The 26464-nt window shown below is 72.6% G+C and carries 27 protein-coding genes; 19 read left to right on the top strand and 8 right to left on the bottom strand.

What is annotated here, in order from left to right:
• Positions 1-37 precede the first annotated feature (37 nt).
• The 4 genes from metG (at position 38) to ACIPEQ_RS11095 (ending at position 4327) form a co-directional block, all read left to right on the top strand.
• Positions 38-1618, top strand: coding sequence for a methionine--tRNA ligase (gene metG, locus ACIPEQ_RS11110; RefSeq protein WP_209679210.1), 1581 nt, complete (start codon positions 38-40; stop codon positions 1616-1618).
• A complete protein-coding gene (locus tag ACIPEQ_RS11105; RefSeq protein ID WP_402715191.1) occupies positions 1615-2553 on the top strand; it encodes a TatD family hydrolase in 939 nt (312 codons plus the stop codon). Before metG ends, ACIPEQ_RS11105 begins: the two co-directional genes overlap by 4 nt.
• Positions 2554-2555: 2 nt before the next feature.
• Complete coding sequence (gene rsmA, locus ACIPEQ_RS11100; RefSeq protein WP_402715190.1) at positions 2556-3404, top strand: 16S rRNA (adenine(1518)-N(6)/adenine(1519)-N(6))-dimethyltransferase RsmA; 849 nt, start codon at positions 2556-2558, stop codon at positions 3402-3404.
• A gap of 317 nt (positions 3405-3721) precedes the next feature.
• Positions 3722-4327 carry a hypothetical protein gene (locus ACIPEQ_RS11095; protein WP_402715189.1) on the top strand — a complete coding sequence of 202 codons (606 nt, stop codon included), beginning with the start codon at positions 3722-3724 and terminating at the stop codon, positions 4325-4327.
• Positions 4328-4403: 76 nt separating this feature from the next.
• Here the strand turns inward: ACIPEQ_RS11095 and ACIPEQ_RS11090 are convergent, their stop codons facing one another.
• Positions 4404-5144 carry an SDR family oxidoreductase gene (locus ACIPEQ_RS11090; RefSeq protein WP_402715188.1) on the bottom strand — a complete coding sequence of 247 codons (741 nt, stop codon included), beginning with the start codon at positions 5142-5144 and terminating at the stop codon, positions 4404-4406.
• A 101-nt stretch (positions 5145-5245) separates the two neighbouring features.
• Here ACIPEQ_RS11090 and ACIPEQ_RS11085 point away from each other — a divergent pair, with 101 nt between their 5' ends.
• Entirely contained in the window at positions 5246-6103 is an 858-nt protein-coding gene (locus ACIPEQ_RS11085) for a helix-turn-helix transcriptional regulator (protein WP_402715187.1), read from the top strand.
• A gap of 38 nt (positions 6104-6141) precedes the next feature.
• On the opposite strand, the gene ACIPEQ_RS11080 is transcribed toward ACIPEQ_RS11085, so the two are convergent.
• The gene (locus tag ACIPEQ_RS11080; RefSeq protein WP_250367696.1) at positions 6142-6642 is read right to left on the bottom strand and encodes a hypothetical protein; all 501 of its coding nucleotides are present in this window, start codon (positions 6640-6642) and stop codon (positions 6142-6144) included.
• A 141-nt stretch (positions 6643-6783) separates the two neighbouring features.
• On the opposite strand from ACIPEQ_RS11080, the gene ACIPEQ_RS11075 reads away from it, so the two are divergent.
• The 4 genes from ACIPEQ_RS11075 (at position 6784) to ACIPEQ_RS11060 (ending at position 11218) form a co-directional block, all read left to right on the top strand.
• Entirely contained in the window at positions 6784-7812 is a 1029-nt protein-coding gene (locus ACIPEQ_RS11075; RefSeq protein WP_402715186.1) for a RimK family alpha-L-glutamate ligase, read from the top strand.
• Positions 7813-7896: 84 nt separating this feature from the next.
• Positions 7897-8943 (top strand): LLM class flavin-dependent oxidoreductase, encoded by a 1047-nt coding sequence (locus ACIPEQ_RS11070; RefSeq protein ID WP_402715185.1) that lies wholly within the window; start codon positions 7897-7899, stop codon positions 8941-8943.
• The gene (locus ACIPEQ_RS11065; RefSeq protein ID WP_402715184.1) at positions 8943-10250 is read left to right on the top strand and encodes an O-acetylhomoserine aminocarboxypropyltransferase/cysteine synthase family protein; all 1308 of its coding nucleotides are present in this window, start codon (positions 8943-8945) and stop codon (positions 10248-10250) included. The genes ACIPEQ_RS11070 and ACIPEQ_RS11065 overlap by 1 nt, the downstream gene beginning before the upstream one ends.
• Before the next feature lie 35 nt (positions 10251-10285).
• Positions 10286-11218, top strand: a complete 933-nt coding sequence (locus tag ACIPEQ_RS11060) for a 4-(cytidine 5'-diphospho)-2-C-methyl-D-erythritol kinase (protein WP_402715183.1) — start codon at positions 10286-10288, stop codon at positions 11216-11218.
• Positions 11219-11306: 88 nt separating this feature from the next.
• Here ACIPEQ_RS11060 and ACIPEQ_RS11055 read toward each other — a convergent pair whose 3' ends face one another.
• Entirely contained in the window at positions 11307-12965 is a 1659-nt protein-coding gene (locus ACIPEQ_RS11055; RefSeq protein WP_402715182.1) for a hypothetical protein, read from the bottom strand.
• A 90-nt stretch (positions 12966-13055) separates the two neighbouring features.
• Between ACIPEQ_RS11055 and ACIPEQ_RS11050 the strand changes: the two genes are divergently transcribed.
• From ACIPEQ_RS11050 to ACIPEQ_RS11030, 5 genes are read left to right on the top strand one after another with little or no spacing between them, the layout of a single operon-like run.
• Entirely contained in the window at positions 13056-13469 is a 414-nt protein-coding gene (locus ACIPEQ_RS11050; RefSeq protein WP_126891567.1) for a molybdopterin-binding protein, read from the top strand.
• Positions 13466-14569: a ThiF family adenylyltransferase gene (locus ACIPEQ_RS11045; protein ID WP_402715181.1), complete on the top strand. Its 1104-nt coding sequence runs from the start codon at positions 13466-13468 to the stop codon at positions 14567-14569. The genes ACIPEQ_RS11050 and ACIPEQ_RS11045 overlap by 4 nt, the downstream gene beginning before the upstream one ends.
• Before the next feature lie 25 nt (positions 14570-14594).
• On the top strand, positions 14595-15425 hold the full coding sequence (modA, locus tag ACIPEQ_RS11040; RefSeq protein ID WP_402715180.1) for a molybdate ABC transporter substrate-binding protein: 831 nt from the start codon (positions 14595-14597) through the stop codon (positions 15423-15425).
• Between the two features lie 36 nt (positions 15426-15461).
• Positions 15462-16283: an ABC transporter permease gene (locus tag ACIPEQ_RS11035; RefSeq protein WP_402715179.1), complete on the top strand. Its 822-nt coding sequence runs from the start codon at positions 15462-15464 to the stop codon at positions 16281-16283.
• A complete protein-coding gene (locus ACIPEQ_RS11030) occupies positions 16280-17320 on the top strand; it encodes an ABC transporter ATP-binding protein (protein ID WP_402715178.1) in 1041 nt (346 codons plus the stop codon). The genes ACIPEQ_RS11035 and ACIPEQ_RS11030 overlap by 4 nt, the downstream gene beginning before the upstream one ends.
• Before the next feature lie 43 nt (positions 17321-17363).
• Here ACIPEQ_RS11030 and ACIPEQ_RS11025 read toward each other — a convergent pair whose 3' ends face one another.
• The 3 genes from ACIPEQ_RS11025 to ACIPEQ_RS11015 are packed head-to-tail and all read right to left on the bottom strand — an operon-like array spanning position 17364 to position 20154.
• On the bottom strand, positions 17364-17594 hold the full coding sequence (locus ACIPEQ_RS11025; protein ID WP_402715259.1) for a MoaD/ThiS family protein: 231 nt from the start codon (positions 17592-17594) through the stop codon (positions 17364-17366).
• A gap of 12 nt (positions 17595-17606) precedes the next feature.
• Positions 17607-18686, bottom strand: coding sequence for a GTP 3',8-cyclase MoaA (gene moaA / locus ACIPEQ_RS11020; RefSeq protein WP_402715177.1), 1080 nt, complete (start codon positions 18684-18686; stop codon positions 17607-17609).
• A gap of 10 nt (positions 18687-18696) precedes the next feature.
• Positions 18697-20154 (bottom strand): glycosyltransferase 87 family protein, encoded by a 1458-nt coding sequence (locus tag ACIPEQ_RS11015; RefSeq protein ID WP_402715176.1) that lies wholly within the window; start codon positions 20152-20154, stop codon positions 18697-18699.
• Between the two features lie 21 nt (positions 20155-20175).
• Here ACIPEQ_RS11015 and ACIPEQ_RS11010 point away from each other — a divergent pair, with 21 nt between their 5' ends.
• The 4 genes from ACIPEQ_RS11010 to pheA all read left to right on the top strand — a co-directional run bounded on the left by ACIPEQ_RS11010 (position 20176) and on the right by pheA (position 24167).
• The gene (locus ACIPEQ_RS11010; protein ID WP_402715175.1) at positions 20176-21651 is read left to right on the top strand and encodes a molybdopterin-dependent oxidoreductase; all 1476 of its coding nucleotides are present in this window, start codon (positions 20176-20178) and stop codon (positions 21649-21651) included.
• Positions 21648-22103, top strand: a complete 456-nt coding sequence (locus ACIPEQ_RS11005) for a hypothetical protein (RefSeq protein WP_402715174.1) — start codon at positions 21648-21650, stop codon at positions 22101-22103. The genes ACIPEQ_RS11010 and ACIPEQ_RS11005 overlap by 4 nt, the downstream gene beginning before the upstream one ends.
• 9 nt (positions 22104-22112) lie before the next feature.
• The gene (locus tag ACIPEQ_RS11000; RefSeq protein ID WP_402715173.1) at positions 22113-23138 is read left to right on the top strand and encodes a GNAT family N-acetyltransferase; all 1026 of its coding nucleotides are present in this window, start codon (positions 22113-22115) and stop codon (positions 23136-23138) included.
• A 72-nt stretch (positions 23139-23210) separates the two neighbouring features.
• Positions 23211-24167: a prephenate dehydratase gene (pheA, locus tag ACIPEQ_RS10995; RefSeq protein ID WP_126890378.1), complete on the top strand. Its 957-nt coding sequence runs from the start codon at positions 23211-23213 to the stop codon at positions 24165-24167.
• Positions 24168-24346: 179 nt separating this feature from the next.
• Here the strand turns inward: pheA and ACIPEQ_RS10990 are convergent, their stop codons facing one another.
• Positions 24347-25429: a diacylglycerol/lipid kinase family protein gene (locus ACIPEQ_RS10990; RefSeq protein ID WP_402715172.1), complete on the bottom strand. Its 1083-nt coding sequence runs from the start codon at positions 25427-25429 to the stop codon at positions 24347-24349.
• A gap of 144 nt (positions 25430-25573) precedes the next feature.
• Positions 25574-25939, bottom strand: coding sequence for a VOC family protein (locus ACIPEQ_RS10985; RefSeq protein WP_402715171.1), 366 nt, complete (start codon positions 25937-25939; stop codon positions 25574-25576).
• Positions 25940-25999: 60 nt separating this feature from the next.
• Here ACIPEQ_RS10985 and ACIPEQ_RS10980 point away from each other — a divergent pair, with 60 nt between their 5' ends.
• Positions 26000-26461: a MarR family winged helix-turn-helix transcriptional regulator gene (locus ACIPEQ_RS10980; protein WP_402715170.1), complete on the top strand. Its 462-nt coding sequence runs from the start codon at positions 26000-26002 to the stop codon at positions 26459-26461.
• The last annotated feature ends 3 nt before the right edge of the window (positions 26462-26464 follow it).

Raw genomic sequence — 26464 nt, 5'->3', positions numbered from 1 at the left:
CGACACGCGGCTCCGGCCCGCCCGTAGGATGGTCCGCATGTCCGACGGGTCCTCGTTCAGCATCACCACGCCGATCTTCTACGTGAACGACGTGCCCCACATCGGGCACGCCTACACCGAGGTCGCCGCGGACTTCATGGCGCGTTGGCACCGGCAGCGGGGCGACGACACCTGGCTGCTCACGGGTACCGACGAGCACGGCCAGAAGATCCTGCGCACCGCCAGCGCGAACGACGTCTCCCCGAAGGAGTGGGCCGACCGGCTCGTCACCGACGCGTGGAAGCCGCTGCTCGACACGGTCGACGTCGCGAACGACGACTTCATCCGCACCACCGACGAGCGCCACGAGCGGGGCGTGACGGCGTTCCTGCAGAAGCTGTACGACGACGGCTACATCTACGCCGGCGAGTTCGAGGGCTTCTACTGCGTCGGGTGCGAGGAGTACAAGCAGCCGAGCGACCTCGTGCCCGGCACCGGTGCGTACGAGGGCCAGCAGGTCTGCGCGATCCACTCGATCCCGGTCGAGGTGCTGTCCGAGCGCAACTACTTCTTCCGGATGAGCGACTTCGAGCAGCGCCTGCTCGACCTGTACGAGTCGAACCCGCAGTTCATCCAGCCCGAGAGCGTCCGCAACGAGATCGTCTCGTTCGTGAAGCAGGGCCTCCGCGACCTGTCGATCTCCCGCTCGAGCTTCGACTGGGGCATCCAGATCCCCTGGGACCACGACCACGTGCTCTACGTGTGGTTCGACGCGCTGCTCAACTACGTCACCGCCCTCGGCTACGGGTCGGACGACGACGAGGCCTTCCGTCGCCTCTGGCCGAGCGTGCACATCGTGGGCAAGGACATCGCCCGCTTCCACGCCGTGATCTGGCCGGCCATGCTCATGGCGGCCGGGCTCCCGGTGCCGGAGCGCGTCTTCGGGCACGGCTGGCTGCTCGTCGGCGGCGAGAAGATGTCCAAGTCGAAGCTGACCGGCATCGCGCCGTCGGAGATCACCGACACCTTCGGTTCGGACGCGTTCCGCTACTACTTCCTCCGCGCGATCACCTTCGGGCAGGACGGCAACTTCAGCTGGGAGGACATCTCCGCCCGGTACTCGGCCGACCTCGCGAACGGCTTCGGCAACCTGGCCTCGCGCCTCGTCGCGATGCTGCAGAAGTACTTCGACGGTGCCGTCCCGTCGCGCGGCGAGCTGACCCCGTCGGACGAGGCGATCGACGCGCTCGCGGTGTCCGTCACCGAGCGTGCCGACGCCGCGGTCGAGGGCTTCGCGCCGCACGAGGCGATCGCCGCCGTGTGGGAGCTCGTCGACGCCCTGAACGGGTACATCACCGAGCAGGAGCCGTGGGCGCTGGCGAAGGACGAGACGAAGCGCGAGCGCCTCGGCACCGTCCTCGCGACCGCGCTGCGTGGCCTCGGCACAGTGAACGTCCTGGTCTCCCCGGTGATGCCGAAGGCGACCGAGAAGCTCTGGGCGTCGATCGGCGCCGGCGGCTCCGTGACCGAGCAGCGCGTCGACCGTGCCTGGGAGTGGCAGGGCGCCGAGACCGTCGTGCCCCTCGAGTCCGGCCTGTTCCCGCGCATCGAGCAGCAGCCCGAGCAGGGCGCAGCGTGACCGACGCGGCCGACGGCTCGCACGTCCGGGCACGCGGCGAGGGGGCGTCCGGTGGCTCGAAGCGCGACCTGAACTACCCACCGCTGCCGCAGGCGCTCGTCGTCCCGGTGTACGACAACCACACGCACATGGAGATCGCCGACGGGGTCGGCGAGGGCGGCGACGGTCCGCTCGACTACCGCGAGCACCTCGACCGTGCGTCGAGCGTCGGCGTCCGCGGCGTCGTGCAGGTCGGCACCGACCTGGCGACGTCGGAGTGGTCGGCGCAGATCGCCGCGCGGGAACCCCGCGTGCTGGCGGCCGTCGCGCTGCACCCGAACGAGGCGCCCGTGCTCGACGAGCAGGGGCTGCTCGACGAGCACCTCGCCGGCATCGAGCGGCTCGCGGCACTGCCCCGCGTCCGGGCGATCGGCGAGACCGGTCTCGACTTCTTCCGCACCGGCGAGGACGGCCGTGCGGCGCAGATCCGCTCGTTCGAGGAGCACATCCGGATCGCGAAGGAGCACGACCTCGCGCTGACGATCCACGACCGTGACGCGCACGACGCCGTGGTCGAGGTGCTCGACCGCGTCGGCGCTCCCGAGAAGACCGTCTTCCACTGCTTCTCCGGCGGCCCGGACCTCGCCCGGCTCTGCGCCGAGCGCGGCTGGTACATGTCGTTCGCCGGTACCGTCACCTTCAAGAACGCGCAGTCGCTCCGTGACGCGCTCGAGGTCGCGCCGCGCCACCTGGTCATGATCGAGACCGACGCGCCCTTCCTGACGCCGACGCCGTACCGTGGTCGGCCGAACGCCCCGTACCTCATCCCGCTCACGCTCCGGTCGATGGCCGAGACCCTCGGCACCGATCCGTCGATGCTCGCGGCGCAGATCGCCTCGACGACCGAGCTCGTGTACGGGGCGTGGGACGCCGAGCCCGTCACGGTGGACCAGTAGCCGTGGGCACGCTGCTCGGCCCGGCGGAGATCCGGGACCTCGCCGCCAAGCTCGACGTCACCCCGACGAAGAAGCTCGGCCAGAACTTCGTGCACGACGCCAACACCGTGCGCCGCATCGTGACGGCCGGTCGGGTCACGCCGGACTCGCGCGTGCTCGAGATCGGACCGGGCCTGGGGTCGCTGACCCTCGGCCTGACCGAGACCGGCGCCTCGGTCACCGCGGTGGAGATCGACGGGCGGCTCGCGGCGCAGCTCCCGACGACCGTCTCGCTCATGCAGCCCGACGCGCGCTTGCAGGTCGTCCACCAGGACGCCCTCGCCGTGACCGCCGACGAACTGCCGGAGGCACCGACGCACGTCGTCGCGAACCTGCCGTACAACGTCTCCGTCCCCGTGCTGCTGCACCTGCTCGCGACCTTCCCGACGATCGAGCGGGTGCTCGTGATGGTGCAGGCCGAGGTCGGCTACCGCATCGCGGCGGAGCCCGGCAGCAAGGTCTACGGCGCGCCCAGCGTCAAGGCAGCCTGGTACGGGTCGTGGTCGACGGCCGGGCAGATCAGCCGCCAGGTCTTCTGGCCGGTGCCGAACGTCGACAGCGTGCTCGTCGGGTTCGACCGTCGTGAGCGCCCGGGGGACGAGACGCTGCGGGCGCAGGTCTTCGCCCTCGTCGACGGGGCGTTCCAGCAGCGCCGCAAGATGCTCCGGCAGAGCCTGTCCGGAGTGCTCGGCTCCAGCGCTCGTGCGTCGGAGCTGCTGACCGCTGCGGGCCTCGACCCGACAGCACGGGGCGAGGCGCTGTCGCCGGCCGACTTCGTGCAGCTCGGGCGGACGGTCCTCGACGCCGGCTGACGGCACCTGCGAAATACGAAGTGTTCGGTGTCGCGGTACGCCGCGATCTACGGTCGTCTCCACAAGAGAGAAACGAGGCGATCATGCACGAACAGCACGAACGGACAACGCGCGAATCCTGGAGCTCGTCGGAGGTTCCACCCTTCCCGGTGACCGCGCGCAGGCGAGCCCCGGGCGAGCCGCTGGTCCTGCGCAGGACGCCCTTGGTGGGAACGCTGCAGGAACGCTTGGCTCGATTGCACGAAGCGATGAACCCGCCTCGCGAACGACCGGCGCACCCATCCTCGGCGGACAGCAGGACCGTCTGATCGGTGGGAGTGGACGATCTTGATGGGTCCGAAGCTCAAGTGGGTGTGCAGGCATTCGGCCGCAGCCGCGTACTCCCGCAGAGCCTTGCCGTCGACATCAGCTTCGTCGCGAGTTGCCTGGATCCGCAGGACGCCGATCACCGGGAGTGCAGCGCGTACCTGGAGCGGCTGACCGACGCCGGGACGGTCCTCTTCTTCACCGATCTGACCGAGCTCCAACTGCACGATCTCGCTCGGGCGCTCCAGGCCGTGGAGCGCCCGAATGCGTCTGGCAGTCGCCCGCTCGGTCGTGGCGGCCTCGCACTCTTGCCTCCGACTCCCGAGGACGTGTTCGACCGCTGGCGGACACTGGTCGCTTCGACCGAAGCCATGTACTGCGAGATCCCGGAGGTGATCGAGGGAACGTGGGCCGTCATGGCGGCGCACGACATCGACGCCACGCGCGCAGCATCGGTCAGCCTGGCGAAGGTCACGGAGGCCGATGGACTGGTGACCACGGATCCGGCCTTCGCAGCGGTCGCGTCGGCAACGCTCCCGATCTTCGTACCTGGTCGGGTTGCAGATGCCATCCTGCGCGAACAGATGTCGACGGAGAAGGGTGCGCATCGCGACTGACAGCGAGTCGAAGGGTTGGAGGATATCCTCCAACCGACACGCTCCCGGCCGCGGTCCGTGGTCCGCGGTCCGCGTCTCAGTGGCCGCGGCCCGCCATCGCCTCGAGGATCTGCTGGTGCGTCCCGTCGCGCTCGGCCCAGCGCAGCGGCTGCACGTTCTGCACGAGGATTTCGGGCGCGGCACCGGACTCGAGCAGGCCCATCACCTCGTCGGTGAATGCGTCGAGGAGCATCCCGCCGAAGTCCGCCCCGCCCATCAGGTCCGTCTGAACGGCCGGCGGCGCGAGCTCGAGCACCTCCATCGAGCTGCCGACGAGCTGCTGCCGGAGCGCCTGCGTGTAGGAGTGCACGGCCGCCTTCGTGGCGCTGTAGGTCGGGGTCGCGGTGAGCGGTACGAAGGCCAGACCGGACGACACCGTGATCAGCGTCGCCGCCGGCCGGGAGAGCAGGTGCGGCAGGAACGCGTCGATCAGGCGGATCGTGCCGACCAGGTTCGTCTGGACGGTCTCGAGCGCGTCGTCGATGTGCCCGGGATCGCGGAGGTCCTCGTTCCGCATGATGCCCGACATCGTGACGACGGTGTCGAGCGCCGGGTAGCGGGTGAGCACGTCCGCTGCGGCGCTGGAGATCGAAGCGCCGTCGGCGACGTCGATCACGACCGTGCCGAAGCCGTGCTCGGCGGCGAGGGCGTCCAGGCGGTCCTGGCGTCGACCGCCGATCACGACGGTGCTGCCGGCGGCCTGCAGGCGCTGCGCGAGGGCGAGCCCGAGGCCCGAGGTCGCGCCGGAGATGAAGACGGTGCTGTTCGTGGTGTCCATGCCGACCACGATGCTCCTGCGGGCGGGTCGCCTCCAGGGCGCGCGCATCGGGGGACCGGCGGTCCCTGGTTCCGCCGCGGCCGAGACGGCACGATGGGAGCATGGACCGACCCGCGCTCGCCGACTTCCTGCGCCGCCGCCGCGAGCTCCTGCGGCCCGAGGACGTCGGCCTCGGCAGCGGCGCGCGCCGACGGACGCCCGGTCTCCGCCGTGAGGAGGTCGCCGCGCTCGCCGGGATGAGCGTCGACTACTACACGCGGCTCGAGCAGCAGCGCGGCCCGCAACCCTCCGAGCAGATGGTCGCGGCGATCGCCCGGGCGCTCCGGTGCAGCCTGGACGAGCGCGACCACCTGTTCCACCTCGCCGGGCACACCGCCCCGGTCCGTCTGCACCGTGCGGACCACGTCGACCCGGCGATCCTGCGCGTGCTCGACCGGCTCGAGGACACCCCGGCGATCGTGGTCAGCCACCTGGGGGAGACCCTCGTCGAGAACCGGCTCGCACGGGCGCTGCTCGGCGGGTCCGTCGACCTGCCGGGCAACGAGCGGTACCAGGCGTGGCGCTGGTTCGTCACGGGGACCGAGCAGGCGAAGTACGCGCCCGAGCAGCACGACCGACTCGGCCGGGTGGTGGTCGCGTCGCTCCGTGCTGCCGTCGGGCTCGCGGGACCGACCGACCGGCGGGCGACGGAGCTCGTCGCGGAGTTGCAGCGCCGCAGCCCGGCCTTCCGCGAGCTCTGGGAACGGCACGAGGTAGCGACCCGGTGGTCGGACAACAAGACCATCGTGCAGCCCGAGCTCGGACGGATCACCGTCGACTGTCAGGTGCTGCACACGGACGACCAGGCGCAGGCGCTCCTGCTCTTCACCGCGCCGCCCGGGAGCGAGGACGCGCAGAAGCTCGAGCTGCTCGGCGTCGTCGGCACGCAGCAGTTCGGCGCGGACAGCGTCGCGCGCTGATCCTCGGTCGGCCGGCGCCCGACCAGGACCATCGACCGTCAGTCGGCTGCAGCGCCCCGGGCCCGCAGCGCGGCGACGACGGCCTCCGGGTCGTTGCATCGGAACCGCAGCGACCGTGCGTCGCGGATCGTGACCTGGACGCCGGGTCCGCCGTCGAGCAACACCGCCGTCCCGCCGGGGACGAGTCGGATGCCCAGCCCGCCGGAGTTGCCGCCCGTCATGTGCACGACCTCGGCGGAGGTGATCTGCTCGGGGGCGACGCGCCGCCGGTACCACCACGGCCGGACACGTACCTCGAGGACCTCGTCGACCCGAACCGTCATCCGCATCAGCACCGAGCCGATCCCGAGCGCGACCGTGACGGCGAGCGTGACCACCAGGACGCCCACGTCAGACGCCGTCGGCGGCTGGTCCTGCCACCCTGCCGGCACCGCGAGCACGAGCGTCGCGATCCCGACGGCGGTCGCGATCACGGCCCAACCGATGACGGTCATCACGCGGCCGGAACGGACGGTCTCCTCGTACGCGGGGTAGGACATGCGTTCCACCCTCGCACACCCGGCGCGGACGCACGAGGCGACCCCGGCGTGGACGCACGAGGTGACCCTGGTGCGGACGCACGTCGCAATCCCGCGTCACACACCTGGCACCCCCAGGCTCGCCGTGCCTAGGGTGGCCCGGTGACAACTCCGCGCGTGTACGTCATCCACGAGAACCCCGAGTGGTTCCCACCGTTCGCCGCTGCCTTCGCGGCAGAGGGTGTCCCGGTCGAGGAACTCCTGCTCACCGACGGAGGTGCCCTCGGCAGCATCGACCTGTCCGCCGAGCCGGCTCCGGGCGTCTACTGGTCACGCATGTCGGCCAGCTCCCACACCCGCGGCAACGAGCACTCCAAGGAGTACGCCCGCGCGCTGCTCGGCTGGCTCGAGCGCTCCGGTGCGACGGTCGTGAACGGCAGTCACGTGCTCGAGCTCGAGGTGTCGAAGGTGGCCCAGCACGGGCTCCTCCGCGACGCCGGCTTCGACGTTCCCCGCACGACCGCGGTCTTCGGCTCGGCCGCGCTCAAGGACGCCGCCCGCACCTTCACCGGTGGCGCTGACGTCCCGTTCATCACGAAGCACAACCAGGGCGGCAAGGGCCTGGGCGTCCGGCGCTTCGACACCCTCGCCGAGTTCGACGCCTACGTCGACAGCCCCGAGTTCGAGGCCCCGGTCGACGGCATCACCCTGCTCCAGGAACTCCTGACCGCGCGCGAGCCGTTCATCACCCGCGCCGAGTTCGTCGGCGGCGAGTTCGTCTACGCCGTCCGCGTCGACACGAGCGCCGGCAGCTTCGAGCTCTGCCCCGCCGACGCGTGCGAGGTGCCACAGACCATCGCCGGCGCCGTCTGCGACGTGCCGGGCGTCGAGACGACCAGCACCGCAGCGCCCGGCGCACCGGCCGCCTTCGCCGTCCGCGACGAGGTCACCGCCGGTCACCCGCTCGTGCAGCAGCTCCGGACCTTCCTCGCCGAGCAGCGCATCCAGGTGGCGGGTGTCGAGTTCATGGAGACCACGGACGGCCGCACGGTCGTCTACGACGTGAACACGAACACGAACTACAACCCCGCCGTCGAGGCGGTCGCGCCGGTCTCCGGTCCGCGCGCGATCGCGCGCTTCACCGGCGCGCTCCTCGAGCAGGCGTACGCCGCGTCGGCGACCACGGCCTGAGACGACACCACCCACCGGCCTGGAGGCTCGTGGCGGGCCCGCCCCGCGCCTCCAGACCGTCACGACCCACCTGAGGAACCACACGTGCGATTCGGATACTGGACCCCGCTCTTCGGCGGCTGGCTGCGCAACGTCGAGGACGAGGACATGCCCGTCACCTTCGACTACGTGAAGCGGCTGGCGCAGCGTGCCGAGCGGATCGGCTTCGACCTGACGCTCGTCCCGGAGCTCAACCTCAACGACATCAAGGGCACGGCGGCGCCGAGTCTCGAGGCGTGGGCGCTCGCGGCCGCGCTGGCAGCCACGACCGAGCGGCTCGAGATCATGGCCGCGATGCGCCCGGGCTACCACCTGCCGGCCGTGACGGCGAAGCAGGCCGCGACCATCGACGAGATCTCCTGTGGTCGCTTCACGTTCAACGTGGTGAGCGCCTGGTGGGCGGAGGAGGCCCGGCAGTACGGCGGCATCTTCTCGGAGCACGACGACCGGTACGCCCGCACCGAGGAGTTCGTCGCGATCCTCAAGGGCCTGTGGGCGGAGACGCCGTTCTCGTTCACGGGCGAGTACTACGACGTGCAGAACACGCACCTCGAGCCGAAGCCGCGGGTGACGCCGCGCATCTACGCCGGCGGCGAGAGCGAGGCGGGCAAGAGCTCGATCACGCGCTTCGCCGACGCCTACCTGACGCACGGCGGCACGGTCGACGAGCTCCGCACGAAGATCGACGAGATGAAGCGTCGCCGCGAGGACGCCGGCGCCGCGCCGTTCGAGGCGTTCGGCATGGCCGCGTACGTGATCGTCCGTGAGACGGAGGAGGAGGCGCAGGCCGAGCTGGCCCGCATCACCGACGTCCGCCACGGGAAGGCGTACGAGTCGTACCAGGACTTCATCTCGAAGTCGCAGCTCGAGCACGTCCCGTCGCTCGAGGACTACTCGGTGTCGAACCGCGGTCTGCGCCCCGGGTTCGTCGGCACCCCGCAGCAGGTCGCCGACCGCATCCGCGAGTTCGAGGACGCCGGCGTCGACACCCTCCTGCTGCAGTTCTCGCCGCAGGCCGAGGAGATGGAGCGCTTCGGCGAGCAGGTCATCCCGCTCGTGCGCTCGTCGGTCGTCGCGGAGCCGGTCGCCTGATGGCGACCGAGGACGACTGGGCGTTCGAGACCCGGCAGATCCGCGCCGGGTTCACGGCCGACCCGGGCTTCGGCGCGAACGTGCCCCCGATCGCGCAGAGCGCGGCGTACGTCTACCCCTCGGGTGAGGACGCCGCGGCGCGGTTCATGCTCGACGCCCCCGGCCACACGTACACGCGGGTCAACAACCCGTCGGCCGCCGCACTCGAGCGTCGCGTCGCCGACCTCGAGGGTGGGATCGGCGCACTGGCGCTGGCCTCGGGACAGGCCGCGACCTCGCTGGCCGTGCTCGGTGTCGCCCGAGCGGGCGCCCACGTCGTCTCGTCGGCGTCGCTCTACGGTGCGACGTACACGCTCTTCCACTCGACCCTGAGCGACCTCGGCATCTCGTTCACCTTCGTGCAGGACCCGACGGACCTCGACGAGTGGCGTGCCGCGGTGCGCCCGGAGACGCGGGCGTTCTTCGGCGAGAGCATCCCGAACCCGCGCGGCGACGTGCTCGACTTCGCCGGCGTCGCCGGTGTGGCGCACGAAGCCGGGGTCCCGCTCATCGTCGACAACACCATCGCGACGCCGTACCTCGTGCGGCCGATCGAGCACGGCGCCGACATCGTCGTGCACTCGGCGACGAAGTACCTCGCCGGGCACGGCAGCGCCATCGCCGGGATCATCGTCGACAGCGGGAACTTCGACTGGGCCGCACAGGCGGAGAAGTACCCCCAGCTCACGACGGTCGAACAGTCCGGGTTCGCCGGCACGGCCTTCGCGGAGAAGTTCGGTCGCCGCGCGTTCATCCAGCGGACCCGGTCGAAGCTGTCCGCCGACCTCGGGCCCGCGATCGCGCCGTTCAACGCCTTCCTCGTGCTCCAGGGCATCCAGACGCTGTCGCTCCGGATGGACCGGCACGTGTCGAACGCGGCGGTGGTGGCCTCGTGGCTCGACGACCACGCGCAGGTCGAGCACGTGCACTACGCGGGACTGCCCTCGTCGCCGTGGCACCACCTGCAGCAGCGGTACGTGCCGAAGGGCCCGTCCGCCGTGCTGGCGTTCGACCTCGCCGGTGGTGTCGCGGCCGGCCGACGGTTCGTCGCGGCCCTCGAGCTCTTCGACCACGTGTCGAACCTGGGTGACGTGCGGTCGCTCGTCGTGCACCCGGCGTCCACGACCCACGTGCAGATGACCCCGGAGCAGCGTGCGGCCGCCGGCGTCGGGGAGGGCCTCATCCGCCTGTCGATCGGGCTCGAGCACGTCGACGACATCCTGGCCGACCTGGCGCGGGGGTTCGCGGCGGCGGGAACCCCGGCGTAGTCCACCGCCCGGCGCGGGGAGGATAGGTTGGACGCATGACCTCGCTGGCCGCACCGACCCGCGTGCGGGTGCGCGCTCCCGGCAAGATCAACGTGTTCCTGTCCGTCGGTGCCCTGCAGGACGACGGCTACCACGACGTGGCGACCGCGTACCAGGCGGTCTCGCTGTACGAGGACGTCACCGCGGAACCCGCCGACGACTTCTCGGTCCGCTTCACGGGTCCGATCGACACGAGCGCGGTCCCGACCGACGACTCGAACCTGGCCATCCGCGCGGCTCGGCTCGTGGCTGAGGCCGCCGGGCACCGGGGTGGCGTCCGGCTCACCATCGAGAAGCAGGTCCCCGTCGCCGGCGGGATGGGCGGGGGATCGGCGGACGCTGCGGCGACCCTGCTCGCCTGCGACACCCTGTGGGGTACCGCCCTGGGGCGGGACGAGCTGCTGCGCCTGGCGGCCCGCCTCGGAGCGGACGTGCCCTTCGCGTTCGCCGGGGGCACCGCCGTGGGGACCGGCCGCGGTGACGAGCTGAGCCCCGCGCTGGCCAAGGGCGAGTTCCACTGGGTCCTCGCGCTCAGCGACGACGGGCTCTCGACCCCCGCGGTGTACCGCGCCCTCGACGAGCACCGGGAGCGCTACCGCGCCGACATCCGCCCGGCGCCCACCACGCCCGTGGTCGAGGCGAACGTGCTGCAGGCGCTCCGGGCCGGGAACGCGGACCTGCTGGCGGACTGCCTGCACAACGACCTGCAGGCACCCGCGATGCGTCTGCAGCCGGGGCTGGCCGCGACGATCGAGGTCGGGGAGAAGGCCGGTGCGCTCGCGGGCATCGTCTCGGGGAGCGGGCCGACGGTGGCGTTCCTGGTCGCCGACCGCGACGCTGCGCTCGAGGTGCAGGTGGAGCTCAGCGCCGCCGGGCTCGTGGCACTCCGGGCGACCGGCCCGGTGCACGGCGCCCGCGTCGTGCACTGACCGCTCCCAGCGCGGACACCGCGGACACCGCGGACACCGCGTGACGAGCGGGTCGTGGGTCGCCCGTGGCGCGTGGCACCGCCGGGGCTCAGCCGCGGACGAACTCGGTGATGACGACCCGTCCGGTGCGCCACTTCTGCTCGACGTGGAAGCCGTGCTCGGCGAGGACCTCGGTCGTCTCCGGCTGGATGTTCCGGGCCTTGGGGGTGCCGCCGACGAACCAGACGGTGTCGATGTCGCCGAGGCGTGCCGGGATCGTCGACGCCAGGTCGCCGTTCTGGTTCCAGAGCGCGCCCGTCTCGGCGCCGTTCGTCGAGATGCCCAGGTCGGTCATGCCGGAGAACGCCCACGGGTAGGACACCCGGACGACCTCGGCCGTGGAGGTCGGGTGGCCGTAGACGCTGCCGAACACGACGCCCTCGTTGGCGCCCGTCCGCGACCCGCGCTCGGCCGCGATGATCGACGCGGCGTTCGCCCACGTCGACTCCTGCTTCGAGCGGGGCGTCTTGACGTCGATCGCGCTCGGGACGCTGAGGACGAGGAAGACCGCGAGCACCGCGGCGATCAGCACCCTCCACCGCAGGGCCGTGATCGCGAGCGCGATGAGGAGCGCGACGAAGGGCATGCTCAACGACGCGTACTTCGGCGAGTACAGGTGCTTGCCGAGCGCCGTCGCGGCGAGGAGCGCCCCGGTGGGCAGCAGGGCCAGCGGCAGGGCGACCCGGACGGCCTGCGCACGCAGGAGCGCCCGCACCGTGGGAACACGGCGGTGCGCGGCGACCAGGGCCGAAATGGTGCCGAGCGCCAGGAGCATCCACGCGACCGTGGCGTACGAATCGATCCCGCCGAACCACGCGGTGGCGAACACCTGACGCGGCGTGCGCTCCGAGATGCCGGAGATCCACGCGACCTGCTTCGACTGCTCGACGACCTCGAGCACGAGCGGCGACGCGAGGAGTGCAGCGGCCGCAGCGGCGACGACCCAGCGGACCAGGACCACGCGGCTCACGAGCGGAGCACCGTCGCTCGAGCGTCGGCTCCACGTGCGCGTCCTGCGCTCGGCGAGCCACGTCCAGGCGAGGGCGGCAGCGTGCGCGACGACGGCGAGTGCCAGGTAGACGTTGAAGGAGACCGCCAGGAGTGCGAGCAGCCCGTAGGCGACCCACCAGCGGACGCTCGATGCCCGCGACGCGCCGGACCGGGTGCGGCGGACGGCCGTGATGCCGACGAGCGTCAGCGCGACGGCGAGGGTCGTCACGGTCGCGTACGGGCGCCCCTCGGACCCGGCCCACTGCACGCGGGGGATCGCGAGGAACACGAGCCCGGCGACGATGCCGAGACGACGACCGCCCAGTCGGCGTCCGAGAGCGACGACGAGCCCGGCGGAGACGCCGATGGCGAGCGCGCTCGGGAAGCGGAGGGTGAAGGGCGTGTACCCCACGAGCCAGAACCAGGCGTGGATGAGGACGTAGTAGAGGCCGTGCACGGCGTCCACGTTCTGGAGTTCGGCCCAGAGCTGCGGCCAGCTGCGCGTCGCGCTGGTGACGGTCGCCGCCTCGTCGTACCAGATCGAGGGGACCCAGGCGAAGAGCGCACCCGTGAGGACGCCGAGCGCACCGATGGTGAGTTCCGGGGTGCGGACGGCCGCGACCCGCAGGGCCGTCGACGCGGACCGCAGACGGGTACGGACCGGCGCGACCCCGGCGGAGGCGGGGACGGCGATGGTACCGGTCTGGGGTGCAGTCACGCCCGCGACGGTAGCGCGCCGGGCTGGACGAGTGCCCGGTAGCGGTGTCCCCTCCGTGAGAGTTCGCCATGCCGTAGGGTCACGGACACCATGACGACACTCCGCATCCGAGACGCCGCGCGGTACCTGGGCGTCAGCGACGACACCGTGCGACGCCTGGTCGACGCCGGCACCCTGCCCCGGTCCGAGGACCCGTCGGGCCGCACCGTGGTCGAGGGCAGGGACCTCGCCGCGTACGTCCGCGGACGCGATGCCGGGCTCGAGGACCCGTCCGGCGTGCGGAGCTCCGCCCGGAACCGTTTCGTCGGCATCGTCACCGACCTCGTCGTCGAGGGGGTGGTCGCGCAGGTGGAGCTGCAGGCGGGGCCGAACCGCGTGGTGTCCCTGATGACCGCCGAGGCCGTCCGCGACCTCGGGCTCGAGGTCGGCTCCGTCGCGGTCGCCTCGGTCAAGGCCACCATGGTCACCGTCGAGGTGCCGGACCAGCCGGAGCGCGCACGGTGACCACGCCGGCGTCCGACCTCGCAGCGTCCGACCCCGCCGTGCCCGACGCCGCCGCGCTCGCCGCTCGGCGCCGCAGCACCTCGCGCACCGCCGCGCTCGAGGGCGCCGGGCAGCCCGCGCTCGACGCGCTCGCCCGTGCCCGGGTGCTCGTCGTCGGCGCCGGGGGCCTCGGGGCACCCGTGCTGACCTACCTGGCGGGCTCCGGGCTCGGTCGCATCACGATCGTCGACCACGACACCGTGGACACGTCGAACCTCGCACGACAGACCCTGTTCGCCGCCGCCGACGTCGGGCGCTCGAAGGCCGAGTGCGCAGCCGACCGGGTGCGCGGCGTCGACGCGGTGGTCGAGGTCGTCGCCCTGGCCGAGCGGTTCCGACCCGAGCACGTCGCCGACCACGACGTCGTGGTCGACGCGGCCGACAGCGTCGAGGTGACCCGTGCCGTCTCGGACGCGTGCGCCGCGGCCGGCGTGCCCTTCGTCTGGGGGACCGCCCTCGGCTACGACGGGCAGGTCTCCGTGTTCCACGACGCCGCGGCCGACCCGGTCGACTTCCACGACCTGCACCCCGAGGCCCTGCCGGACGAGGGGTCCTGTGCCGCCGACGGCGTGCTGCCCGCCCTGTGCGGCGCGGTCGGTTCGGTGATGGCGGCGCAGGTCACCGCCCTGGTCGCGGGCCTCGGCGAGCCCTTGCTCGGCCGGGTGCTCACGGTCGACGCCCGGCGCTGGCGGTGGACCGAGAGCCGGTTGCGCCGCGGTCCCGGTTCCGCCCGTCCCGTGGCGCCGACGCTCGCCGAGCCCCCGCGGATCGCCCCTGCCGAGCTCGCGCGACGGCTGGGCACCGGCTCCGGCACCGTCCTGGTCGACGTCCGCACCGACGAGGAGCGCGCGACCGGCGTCATCCCCGGCTCGCTGGCGCCGGGCGACCTCACCGACCCCGATCCGGGCGACGAACTGGTCGTCGTCTGCGCGTCCGGGAAGCGCGCCACGGCCTGGGCGCGGCAGGCGATCGCGGACCGACCGGCCGGGGCTCCGCCCGTCACCGTCCTCGACGGCGGGATCACCGCGTGGCGCCAGGAGGGCCTCCCGACCTCGATGTGACCGCACGTGCGGATAGGATCGCCTCGTGAAGCCGCTCCTGCGCACCACCTCCGCATTCGCGCTCGTCATCGCCGGGCTGACGCTGACCGCGTGCTCGACCCAGTCGGCCACGAGCGGCGCGACGGGCAGCGGCGTGACGGGCACCACCGCGAGCGGCACGGCCACCAGCAGTGCGGCCCCGACCGGTTCCATCACGGTGTTCGCGGCCGCCTCGCTCCAGCGCACCTTCACGGAGCTCGGGAAGCGGTTCGAGCAGCAGCACCCGGGCACCACGGTCACGTTCTCGTTCGCCGGCTCGAGCGACCTCGTCTCGCAGATCCGCAACGGCGCCCCCGCCGACGTGTTCGCCTCCGCCGACGAGGCGAACATGGCCAAGCTCACGTCGACCGACCTGGCGACGGGGTGGCCCCGCGACTTCGCGACGAACACCCTCGAGATCGCGGTCGCTCCCGGGAACCCCGAGCACGTCGAGGACCTCCGCGACCTCACCGCGTCCGACCTGCAGGTCGTCACCTGCGCCGCCCCGGTTCCGTGCGGTGCGGCGACGGCGGAGGTCGAGCGGGCCGCGGGCATCGAGCTCCGCCCGGTGAGCGAGGAGCAGTCGGTCACCGACGTCCTCGGCAAGGTCGAGTCCGGGCAGGCCGACGCCGGGCTCGTCTACGTCACCGACGTCGAGGGCTCCGGGGGGAAGGTCGAGGGTGTCCCGTTCGCCGAGTCGTCGAAGGCCGTGAACACGTACCCGATCGGTGTCCTGAAGGAGTCCTCGAACCCGGAGACCGCGGCGTCGTTCGCCGCGTACGTCCGCTCCGACGCCGGCCACGGGGTGCTCACGGACGCCGGCTTCGGCGCACCCTGACGACGACCCGACGACCCGACGACCACGACGCACCCGATGCACAGGACGACGACGAACCGGACCACGCTGCGCCACCAGCGCACCCCCGTGCCGTGGTGGCTCCCGGTCCCCGCGGTCCTCGGCGGCCTGTTCGTCGTCGTGCCCGTGGCGGCGATGGTCGGTCGGGTCGACTGGTCGTCCTTCGTCGCCCTGGTCACCGCACCCGCGTCGACCACCGCGCTCGGACTGAGCCTCGGCACCGCGGCAGCCGCCACCGGTGTCGCGTTCGTCCTCGGCTACCCGCTCGCCGTGCTCTTCGCCCGCTCGACGTCGCGCTGGGTGGGGGTCCTCCGAGCCCTGGTCCTCCTGCCGCTCGTGCTCCCGCCGGTCGTGGGCGGTCTCGCCCTGCTCGCGGCGTTCGGTCGGCTCGGCGTGCTCGGCGCGTTCCTCGACGAGCACGGGCTGCGGATCGCGTTCACCACGACGGCGGTGGTGATGGCACAGGTGTTCGTCTCGATGCCGTTCCTGGTCTCGTCGATCGAGGGCTCGCTCCGCACCGGCGGTGGCCGTGCCGAGCGGGTCGCCGCGACGCTCGGGGCCGGCCCGACGCGCACCTTCCTCACCGTGACCACGCCCCGCGTGCTCCCGGGCATCACCTCCGGCCTGGTGCTCTGCGGTGCGCGGGCGCTCGGCGAGTTCGGCGCGACGCTCACCTTCGCCGGCAGCCTGCAGGGGGTCACGCGGACCCTCCCGCTCGAGGTCTACCTGCAGCGCGAGGTCGACCCGGACACCGCGGTCGCCCTCGCGCTCGTCCTCGTCGTGGTCGCCCTCGTCGTGATCGGGACGACGACGGTGCGCAGCCGTCCGGTGACGCCGTGACGACCGGGGGAGCGGGGCTCAGCGCCCACGTCGTCGTCCCCGAGCGGCACGTGGACGTGCGCCTGACGATCGGCCCCGAGGAGTGCGTCGCCCTGGTCGGACCGAACGGTGCCGGCAAGTCGACCGTGGTCGAGGCCCTCGCGGGGCTCCTCCGGACCCGCGGCGGCAGCGTCGTGCTCGCCGACCGCAACCTGACGGCCCTCCCGACGCACCGCCGCCGGGTCGGCCTGGTCGCCCAGCGCCCCGACCTCTTCGGCCACCGCACGGTCGCCGGCAACGTCGCCTTCGGTCCGCGTGCCGCCGGAGCCACCCGCCGGGAGGCTCGGCTCCGCTCCGCCACGGCCCTCGCCGCCGTCGGGGCGTCCGGTCTCGCCGACCGGGCACCGGCCACCCTGTCCGGCGGGCAGGCGCAGCGGGTCGCGGTCGCCCGCGCGCTCGCGACCGACCCCGCGCTGCTGCTGCTCGACGAGCCGACCACGGCGCTCGACGTCGACGCCCGCGCCGAGGTGCGTGAGGCCCTGCGCACCGCACGCGGCGGCCGCCCGACACTCCTCGTCACGCACGACCCGCTCGAGGCCGTCGCGCTCGCCGACCGCATCGTGGTGCTGCAGGACGGCCGCGTGGTCGAGGCAGGGCCGACCGACGTCGTGCTCCGGACGCCGCGCACGCCGTTCGCGGCGTCCTTCTCGGGGCTGGTGCTCCTCGCGGGGACCGCCACCGCGACCGGGATCGCACCCGTCGGCGGGGGCGAGCTGGTGTCGGCGACGCACACCGTGCCTCCCGGCCGATCCGCGGTGGCGGCGTTGCACCCGACCGCCGCGCGCCTGCACCGAGACGGGGCCGGGCTCGGACTCGCGCGCGGGCTCGGACGGACGGTGATCGCGGTCGAGCCGCGGGACGGTCTCGTGCGGGTGCGTGCCGGTGACCTGGTGGCGGACGTGACCGTGGCGACGGCCGCGGCGCTCCGGCTCGAACCGGGCGTCGCCGTGCGGATCGTCGTCGACCCCGACGAGGTCAGCGTCTACGCGCCCGCGTGAGGTCCCGCTGGCCGCCGGGTCCACGCGCCCGCGTGCGGTCCCGCTAGCCGCCGGCGAACGGCGGCATCACGTCGACGGTCGCGACGCCGTCGAGCGCCGTCGAGCGGTCGCGCGTCGTGACCCCGTCGACCAGGTAGGAGCACCGCTCCTGCAGGGCCGTCCACCGGTCGGGGTCGGCCGCCGTGACGCTCCGCAGGGCGGCGTCCAGGGTCGCCGCGTCCACCGTGGTCTCGTCCTGGCCGACGGCCGCGCGGGCCGCGGCGAAGAACCGCATCGTGGTCACCGGTCAGCCTCCGATCGCACTCATGCCGCGGGACGGGTGCACGATGCCGTCCGCGTCGTCGCCGTGGTCGCGCGGCTTCGCCCACATCGCCCGCCGCCACGTGTCGAGCAGGACGCCGTCGTCGGCGCCGGCCCGCAGGGGGCCGAGCAGGTCGACCTCGTCGTCCGAGAACAGGCAGGAGCGCACGTGTCCCTCGGCGGTCAGGCGCGTGCGGGTGCAGTCGGCGCAGAAGGACTCGGTGATGCTCGCGATCACGCCCACGGTGCCGAGCGGTTCGCCGTCGAGCGTGGAGACCCGGTACCGCTCGGCCGGGGCGCCGTCGCGCGCGGCCTCGTCGGGTTCGAGTCGGTAGTGCTCGCCGAGCAGGGCGCGGGTCTCCTCGGCCGTGACCATCGTCGCGCCGTCCCACGCGTGGCCGGGGTCGAGGGGCATCTGCTCGATGAACCGCAGCTCGTGTCCGCGCTCGAGGCACCAGGCGAGCAGGTCGACCGCCAGGTGGTCGTTCACCCCGCGGAGCAGCACGGCGTTGACCTTGATCCCGAGTCCGGCGTCCGCCGCGGCGGCGATGCCCTCGAGCACGCGGTCGAGGAACGGGCGCCGGGTGACCTCGGCGAAGACGTCCGGGTCGACGGTGTCGAGCGAGACGTTGACGCGGCGGAGTCCCGCGTCTGCCAGGGCCTCGGCACGGTTCGCCAGGCCGATCGCGTTCGTGGTGATCGAGAGCTCGACGTCGTGGGCGGAGCAGCGGCGGACGATGTCGACGAGGTCGGCGCGCAGGAGCGGCTCGCCACCGGTGAACCGGACCTTGCGGACGCCCAGGGTCCGGGCGGCGAGGCCGACCAGTCGGTCGATCTCCGCCGCCGTCATGAGCGCGTCGGACGGGATCACCGGCAGCCCCTCCGCCGGCATGCAGTACGTGCAGCGGAGGTTGCAGCGCTCCGTGAGCGAGACCCGCAGGTCGACCGCACGCCGGGCGAACCGGTCGACGAGCCCGGGGTCGTCGACGGGTCGAGGGGGGAGGGCCGGCGTCTCGCTGCGCACCCGGCGCAGCAGGCCGGTCGAGGGCAGGATCCGCGCCGTCACCCGGCCGATGCTACCCCGCGTCGACGGACCGTCGGCTGCCGGGGTCCACGGACCGCCACCGGCGGGGATCGAGACGCCGCCCCCACCGGACCCACTCTGAGCGCGGGGTGCGTACGACGGTGACGACCAGGATCACGAGCACCGCGGCGAGGAGCCACCACCGGAACGCGGGCGCCGAGGGCCACACCCCGCGCAGGGCGATCGCGAGGTTCAGGGCCATCCACTCCCACCGGCCGGAGAGGACCACGAACGGGATGAGGAGCAGCGCGTACCAGGGGTAGCGCGGGGTCACGGCGAGGAAGGTCACACCGATCATGAACACCTCGGCCGACCACGGTCGTGCGGGGTCCGCGAGGCGCCAGGACACGACGGCGGCCAGGAGCACCACGAGCCCGACGACGATCGTCGCCGCGTCGCCCTTGATCACGTACGACACCAGGGCGAACCGGGAGCCGTCCTCGTAGCCCTCCTCGGACAGGTAGCCGGGCAGGTACCCGAGGACCTTCACGCCGGTGCTGATCACGTAGGGCACGTAGAGCAGCGCGAAGGTCGCGATGCCGACGGGGATCGCCCACCAGTACCGCCACCGACCGAGCAGGGGTGGGTAGACGATCGCCGGGATGAGCTTCGTGGCCGTCGCCGCGCCGAGGGCGATCCCGCCCCAGATCGGCCGACCGAAGGCGACGAGGACGACGCCCGCCGTGGCGAGGGCTGCGCCGACGACGTCGACGTGCGAGTTCGTGACCGCCTCGGACGCGACGAGCGGCGACCACGCCCACAGCGCCGCCCACCAGGTCGGACGACCGACGCGGCGGAGCACCATCACCAGGCCGACCGTGACGCCGAGCGAGACGAGCAGACCGGCGACCTGGAACGGCATGTACTGCGCGGTCGCGGGCACGAGGGCGCGCACACCGGCGAACCAGAGCTGGGCCATCGGCGGGTAGATCGTCACGACGTCCGGGCGGTTGATCGCGACGCAGTGGCCGTCGGCCCCGTCGCCCAGCCCACGCATCCGCGGTTCGAGCGGCGTGCACGTGCCGTCGATCTTGTCCGGGAAGAGCCAGTCGGGGCGGAGGTCGGCCAGCGCGTTCGACTGCGGAGTGTATGCGTACGGTGATGTACCGGCGTGCTGTACGATCCCGTCCCAGGCGTACCGGGCAGAGTCGGTACTGGTGTTCGGCGGGCCGACGAGCGCCGCGATCCCGACCACGACCGCCCCACCGAGGACGATCCGGGTCATCCACTCGCGGGGCACGGAGCGCACCGCCAGCACGGCTCCCGCGAAGACCGCCCAAGCGATGAGCGTCCAGGCAACGAATGGTCCACGATGACCGGCACGGAGGAACCCCAGATGCGTGATGCCGAAGGCGATGACACCCGCCAGCGCCAGCACGCCGACGACGGACAGGGCGGTCGACACGACCGCGGTCGTCGGGACGGAGGCGGCGCGCGGTCGTCTGCTCATGGTTCCCCGAGGCTACCGATCGTGCGACGGGTCCTGCTGGACGCGCGGGCCGTCACCGCGTCCCCGAACCGGAACGCCCGCTCGGCCGTCGTCTGGGGGCGACTGCTCGGCATCGCGTTCGTCGTCTGCTTCGGGACCGGCGTCTACAGCCACCTGCTGCAGGACCCGCTGCCGTGGATGCGCTTCCCGACCCGGCCGACGCAGCTCTACCAGTTCACGCAGGGCCTGCACATCACCGCAGGCATCGCGATCATCCCGCTGCTCCTCGCGAAGCTGAACGTGGTCATGCCCGCGCTGGCGCAGGTGCCGCCGGTGCGGGGTGTCCTGCACCTGCTCGAGCGGCTGTCGATCGCCGTGCTCGTGTCGGCGTCGATCGTGCAGGTCGGCACCGGCCTGCTCAACACGTACCAGTGGTACCCGTGGCCGTTCCCGTTCCGGCAGGTCCACTACGCGTTGTCGTACCTGATCATCGGGTCGTTGATCGTGCACATCGCGTCGAAGCTCCCGATCATCGCGCGCTACTGGCGGGCGCGGGACGCCTACGACGCGGACGGGCGGTTCGTCGCGGACCCGACGGTGGGCAGCGAGCTGCTGCCGGACGGCCGGGAGGCCCGCCCCGCCGTGGGCGAGCGGCCCGCGGCCGAGCGCTCGGCCGGCTCCTACCCCCGTGGCCTGACCGGCCGCCTGCTCCGCTGGGTGGACGGCCCGGCTGCGCTGGCTGCGCCGGCTGCGCCGGCCGCGCCGGCGGGTGCTGCCGAGACTCGGGCTGCGCGACCGGACTCGGCGTCCGCGGCGCGTGATCGGTCGCTGGGCGCGAGTCTCGGGGACGGTGCCGACGGGACGGAGGTGGGTCGTGCCTCCCGGCCGGAGCACGACGACGCGCTCCCCGGACCGCGTCAGCGGATCGCGCGACGCGGGTTCGTCGCGGGTGTGACGGCGGCGACCGTCGGGATCGTCGCACTCACCGCAGGACAGTCGAACCGGCTGCTCGAGCCGCTCAACGTGTTCGGCGCCCGCCGGCGGTACATCGGACCGGAGGACCTGCCGGTCAACCGGACGGCGCGTGCTGCGGGCGTCCTGGCGACGGCGACCGCGGCGGACTGGACGCTGACCGTGGTCGGGCCGGACGTCACGCGGACGTTCTCCCGCGCCGAGCTCGTCGCGCTCGGGACCGCGACGGCCGACCTGCCGATCTCGTGCGTCGAGGGGTGGAGCCAGATGGCGTCGTGGCGTGGGGTGCGGATGCGCGACCTGCTCGCGTCGGTGCAGGCCGACCCGGCGTCGGCGCTGCGGATCACGAGCCTCGAGAAGAGCGGTGGCTACCGCGTGACCGAGATGGGGCCGGAGTACGCGTCCGACCCGACGACGCTCCTGGCGCTCGAGGTGAACGGCAAGACGCTCGACCTGGACCACGGGTTCCCCGCCCGGGTCATCGCGCCGGGACGACCCGGCGTGCTGCAGACGAAGTGGATCGGGAAGATCGAGGTGATCCGATGAGGGCCGCGAGGATCCTGCTCGTCGTCGTGGGCGTGCTGGTGATGGCGTTCGGGGCGTACGTGCTCGTCACGACCGTCCGGCCGGCCCGCATCTGGGGCCTGGCGACGTGGTTGCTCGCCGCGGTCGTGCTGCACGACGCGGTGTTGTCGCCCTTCGTCGTCGGAGCGGGACTCCTGCTGCGCCGGACCGGCAGGACGCTCGGCGCCGGGGTGCTCGTCGTCGTGCAGACCGCCGTCGTGCTCGGGTGCGTGCTCGCCCTCGTGGTGTTGCCGGAGATCGCCGCGAAGCACCACGGGCAGAAGAACCCGACCGTGCTGCCGTTCGACTACACCACGCGGTTGCTCGTCGTCGAGGGGCTGCTCCTCGCCGTCGTCGTGGTCGCGCTCGTGGTGGGTGTCGTCCGTGCACGACGATCGCCACGACCACTGGTTGCATCGACAACCAATGGCTAGCATGGTGACATGACGGACGAGACGCCCTGGCTCACGCGCGACCAGCTCCGCGCGTGGATGAAGCTCGTCGCCGTCATGGAACTCCTGCCGGCGGCACTCGACCAGCAGCTCCAGCGGGACGCCGACCTGACGCACTTCGACTACATGGTCGTCGCGATGCTGTCCGAGACCGAGTCGCGCACGCTCCGGATGTCGGCGCTCGCCGCAGCGACGAACGCGTCGTTGCCGCGCCTGTCCCACGTCGTGTCGCGGCTCGAGAAGCGGGGGCTCGTGACCCGGTGTCCCTCCGCCGACGACCGGCGCGCGACCGACGTGCAGTTGACCGACGACGGGTTCAGCGCCATCGTCGCCGCGGCACCCGACCACGTCCGTACCGCCCGGCGTTTCGTCATCGACGCGCTGAGCGACGAGCAGGTCCGACAGCTCGACGGCATCACGCGGGCGCTGCTCGGACGGCTCGACCCCGAGGGGCGGTTCGCGGCGCTGACGTACCCGCGGTCCGACGGCGAGGTGCTGTGCGAGGAACGTCTGACGGGTGCTCCGCCAGCGGCACCGGCGGGTGTGCTCTTCCGGGACGCGACCGCGGACGACACCGGGCTGCTCCGGCACGCGACGCTCGCGGCGATGAACTGGAAGGCCTCGTCGTTCGTGGACGCCGATCTCGACCGTCCCGAGTTCGCGCACTACTTCGACGGCTTCGACCCCGCCCGCGACCACGGCGTCGTGGCGGTGGACGGCGAGGGACCGGTCGGGGTCGCATGGGTGCGGTTCCTGCCGGCGGACGACCCGGGGTACGGCTTCGTCGCCGAGGACGTCCCGGAGCTGACGATGGCCGTCGAGCCGCGCGGGCGGGGTCGGGGGATCGGCACGGCGCTGCTCGCGCGGTTGCTCGACGCCGGCCGGGCCGCGGGCTGGCCGGGCGTCAGCCTGAGCGTCGAGGACGGCAACACGGGGGCGCGGATCACGTACGAGCGGGCCGGGTTCCGGACGGTCGGGCGGAACGGCGACTCGGACACGATGCTCGTCCGGTCCTGACGTCCGGCCCGTCGCCCCGGTCGGTCCGCTCGCGTCGTCGCGGACGACTGGTACACCAGTAGGATCTGGCGCATGACCGACCGTGCCACGCCGTCCGACACGTACTCCTACCTCGGACCCGCCGGCACGTTCACCGAGGCGGCGCTGAAGCTCGTCGAGGCCGCGGCCGGCAAGCCGTGGCGCAGCGTGAACAACGTCGGCGAAGCGCTCGACGACGTCGTCACCGGTCGGTCGGTCGGCGCGGTCATCGCGATCGAGAACAGCGTCGACGGCGGCGTCAGCGCCACCCAGGACGCCCTGGCGCGGATCCCCGGCGTGCGGATCGTCGGTGAGTACCTCGTGCCCGTCGACTTCGTGCTCGTCGCCCGGCACGGCACCGCCCTGTCGGACGTCCGGACCGTCAACGCGCACCCCGTCGCCTACGCGCAGACGCACCGCTGGCTCGAGACCAACCTGCGCGGGCACGGACACATCCCGGCGTCGTCGAACGTCGCCGCCGCGACCGCGCTGCTCGACGAGCACCCCGTCGCCGACGCCGCCGTGGCGCCGCCCGGGATCACCGACCACCACGACCTGGCCGTGCTCGCGTCGTCCATCGGTGACAACGCCTCGGCGGTCACCCGGTTCGTGCTCGTCTCGCGCACCCTCGCGATCCCGGAGCGCACGGGAGCGGACAAGACGAGCGTCATCGTCGAGCTGCCGAGCGAGCACCCCGGCGCCCTCGTCGACATGCTCGAGCAGTTCGCGACGCGGGGCATCAACATGGGGTTGCTGTCCTCGCGGCCGATCGGCGACGAGCTCGGGCGCTACCGGTTCGTGATCGACCTCGACGGCCACGTGCGCGACGAGCGGGTGGCCGACGCCCTGCTGGGCCTGCGGCGGTTCAGCCCGCGCGTGACGTTCCTCGGGTCGTACCCGCGGGCGGACGGCTTCCGCCCGGAGGTCTCCGCGCGCTACTCGGACGAGGCGTTCGTCGAGGCGCGGGACTGGCTCCGCGCCATCGTCGCCGGCGAGCCCGACGCCGGCTGAGCCCGACGCTGGCTGAGCCCGACGGGGCCCTGCCCGAGCGGCTGGTCCTACGGTGGCACGACGTGCCGCCGAACAACCGGAAGCACGTCGCGCCACGCTCTTCCGTGGTTCGACGTGCCCTCGGTTGTGCAGGCTTCTCCGAGCTCCCGCAGGCGCGCCGCGCGAGACAGGGCCCCGGGTCAGCTGTGGGCGTTCTCCACCCGACGGGTGTTGCGGGTCTGGTCCTGCGGCCCGGCGACGCGCACCCGGAGTCCGCCGGCGTCGATCTTCGCCTTGAACGCCACGACCTGGCCGACGGGGTCGCCGTCGATCTCGAACTCGTCCGGACGCTCGAGCCGCGCCACGAACTCCTGGCCGCGGATGTACCGGAGCGGTCGTTCCTCGCGGGCGGCGGTGGCGATGCGCTTGCCGACCTGGGTCTGCCCGATCTTCGAGCGGCGGAACGAGCGCAGGATCGCGTTCTCCCAGAAGACCCGGGCGCCGATCCGAACCCACCCGAAGAACCCGCGTGGTCGCATGACGACGATGTCGAACACCCCGTCGTCGATCTCGGCGTCCGGCAGCAGCGTCGCGCCGGCCTGCAGCATGCCGCAGTTGCCGACGATGAGGGAGTGTGCCCGCACCGACTGGTTGCCGTCGCCGTCGAGCCGGTACCGGAACTCGAAGGCGTCGGCGTCGCGGACCGAGCGGAAGAGCGAGTCGACGTAGGCGAGCCAGCCGACCTTCTTCTTCAGGTCGTCGTTCGTGTTGGCGAGCATGCGCGCGTCGAGCCCGAGCCCCGCCATGACGACGAAGCCGAACTGCTCGCGCTCCCCGCCCTCGCGCTCGACCTCGAGCTCACCGAAGTCGATCGGGCGGTCCTCGCCGCGGAAGATCGTCCGGACGCTCGCACTGAGGTCGTCGATCGGCGCCGGGATGTTCCGGGCGAGCAGGTTGCCGGTGCCGCTCGGCAGCAGGGCGAGCACGGCGTCGGACCCGTGCACGGCCTCGGCCACGGCACGGACGGTGCCGTCACCGCCGGCCGCTGCGACGACGTCGGCCCCGGCTTCGAGCGCGGCCTTCGCCATGCCGCCGCCCGGGTCCTCCTCCGAGGTCTCGAACCACAGGGTCTCGGCCCAGCCGGCCTCCTGCTCGTGCTCCGCGACGGTGCGCTTCAGGGTCTCCAGGTCCACCTTCACCGGGTTGTAGACGACCGCGGCCGTCTTCTGCCCGGTGGGGAGGGCGTCCTGGCCCGCGGGCGCGGTCTCCGATGGTGTCGACATGCTGCCGACGTTACCGACGGACGCCTGCGAGCGACCGGCCGTCGGACACGGACCGGCCGTCGGACACGAACCGCTCTGGCGAGCGACGGGCGGCGGCCCGGGCCGTCCCGACTCGGCGCCGTCCCGACTCGGCGCCGCTCTGGCTCAGCGCCGGTCGTGCAGCGTGATCGCGTACCCGTCCGGGTCCGCGAAGGTGAAGGTCCGCCCGAACGGTCCGTCGAACGGCGAGGTGACGATCGTGTGCCCGTCGGCGACCAGCGCGTCGTGGACCGCCTGCACGTCGGTCGCGTGGAACCAGAGTGCGACGCCGAGGGCGGGCTGCCCGCTGGAGAGATCGGTCCCGGCCACGAGGTCGCGCAGGGCGAAGGCGATCGGCTCGGTCGCGAAGACCACGGCGTGCGGCGGCCCGGCGGGGGAGCGGACCAGTCCGAGGTAGCGCTCGTAGAACGCCTGCGAGGCGTCGAGGTCGCGGACCTGCAGCGAGGTGAAGTCGATCCCGGTGGCGGGCATGGTGTGCTCCTTCGTTGGTGTCAGATGCCTGACACGAGCAGTATGTGTCAGACTCCTGACATGCGTCAAGCCAGGATCGACCTCGACAGTTCGGTCGGCTACGTCCTCAAGGAGGCAGCGAGTGCCCTGCGCGTCGCCATGGAGGACGCCCTCCGCCCGCTCGGCATGACGGTCACGCACTACTCGTGCCTCGAACTGCTCGCCCAGCGCCCCGGCATGTCGAACTCCGAGCTCGCGCGCGGCACCTTCGTCACCAGGCAGTCGATGAACACCCTCCTGCAGCAGCTCGAACGCGACGGCATCGTCACGCGGCCGTCCACCCCGACGACGGGCAAGGTGCTCCCCGCGACGCTCACCGAGGCCGGTCGGCGACAGCGCGAGGCGGCGAGTGCCGCGGTCCGGCAGGTCGAGCTCCGGATGACCCGGGACCTCGACGAGGAAGGCCGCGCAGCGGCCTTCCGCCTGCTGCGGGGGATGGTCGCCGCCCTGCGCGACGAACCGACCGGGGACGCGACCGGCTGACGG

It is taken from the genome of Curtobacterium sp. NPDC087080 (genome assembly GCF_044745105.1).
Classification (GTDB): Bacteria; Actinomycetota; Actinomycetes; order Actinomycetales; family Microbacteriaceae; genus Curtobacterium.
Note: the sequence above shows the minus strand (reverse complement) of the source record. Positions and strands in the feature narration are given on the sequence as shown.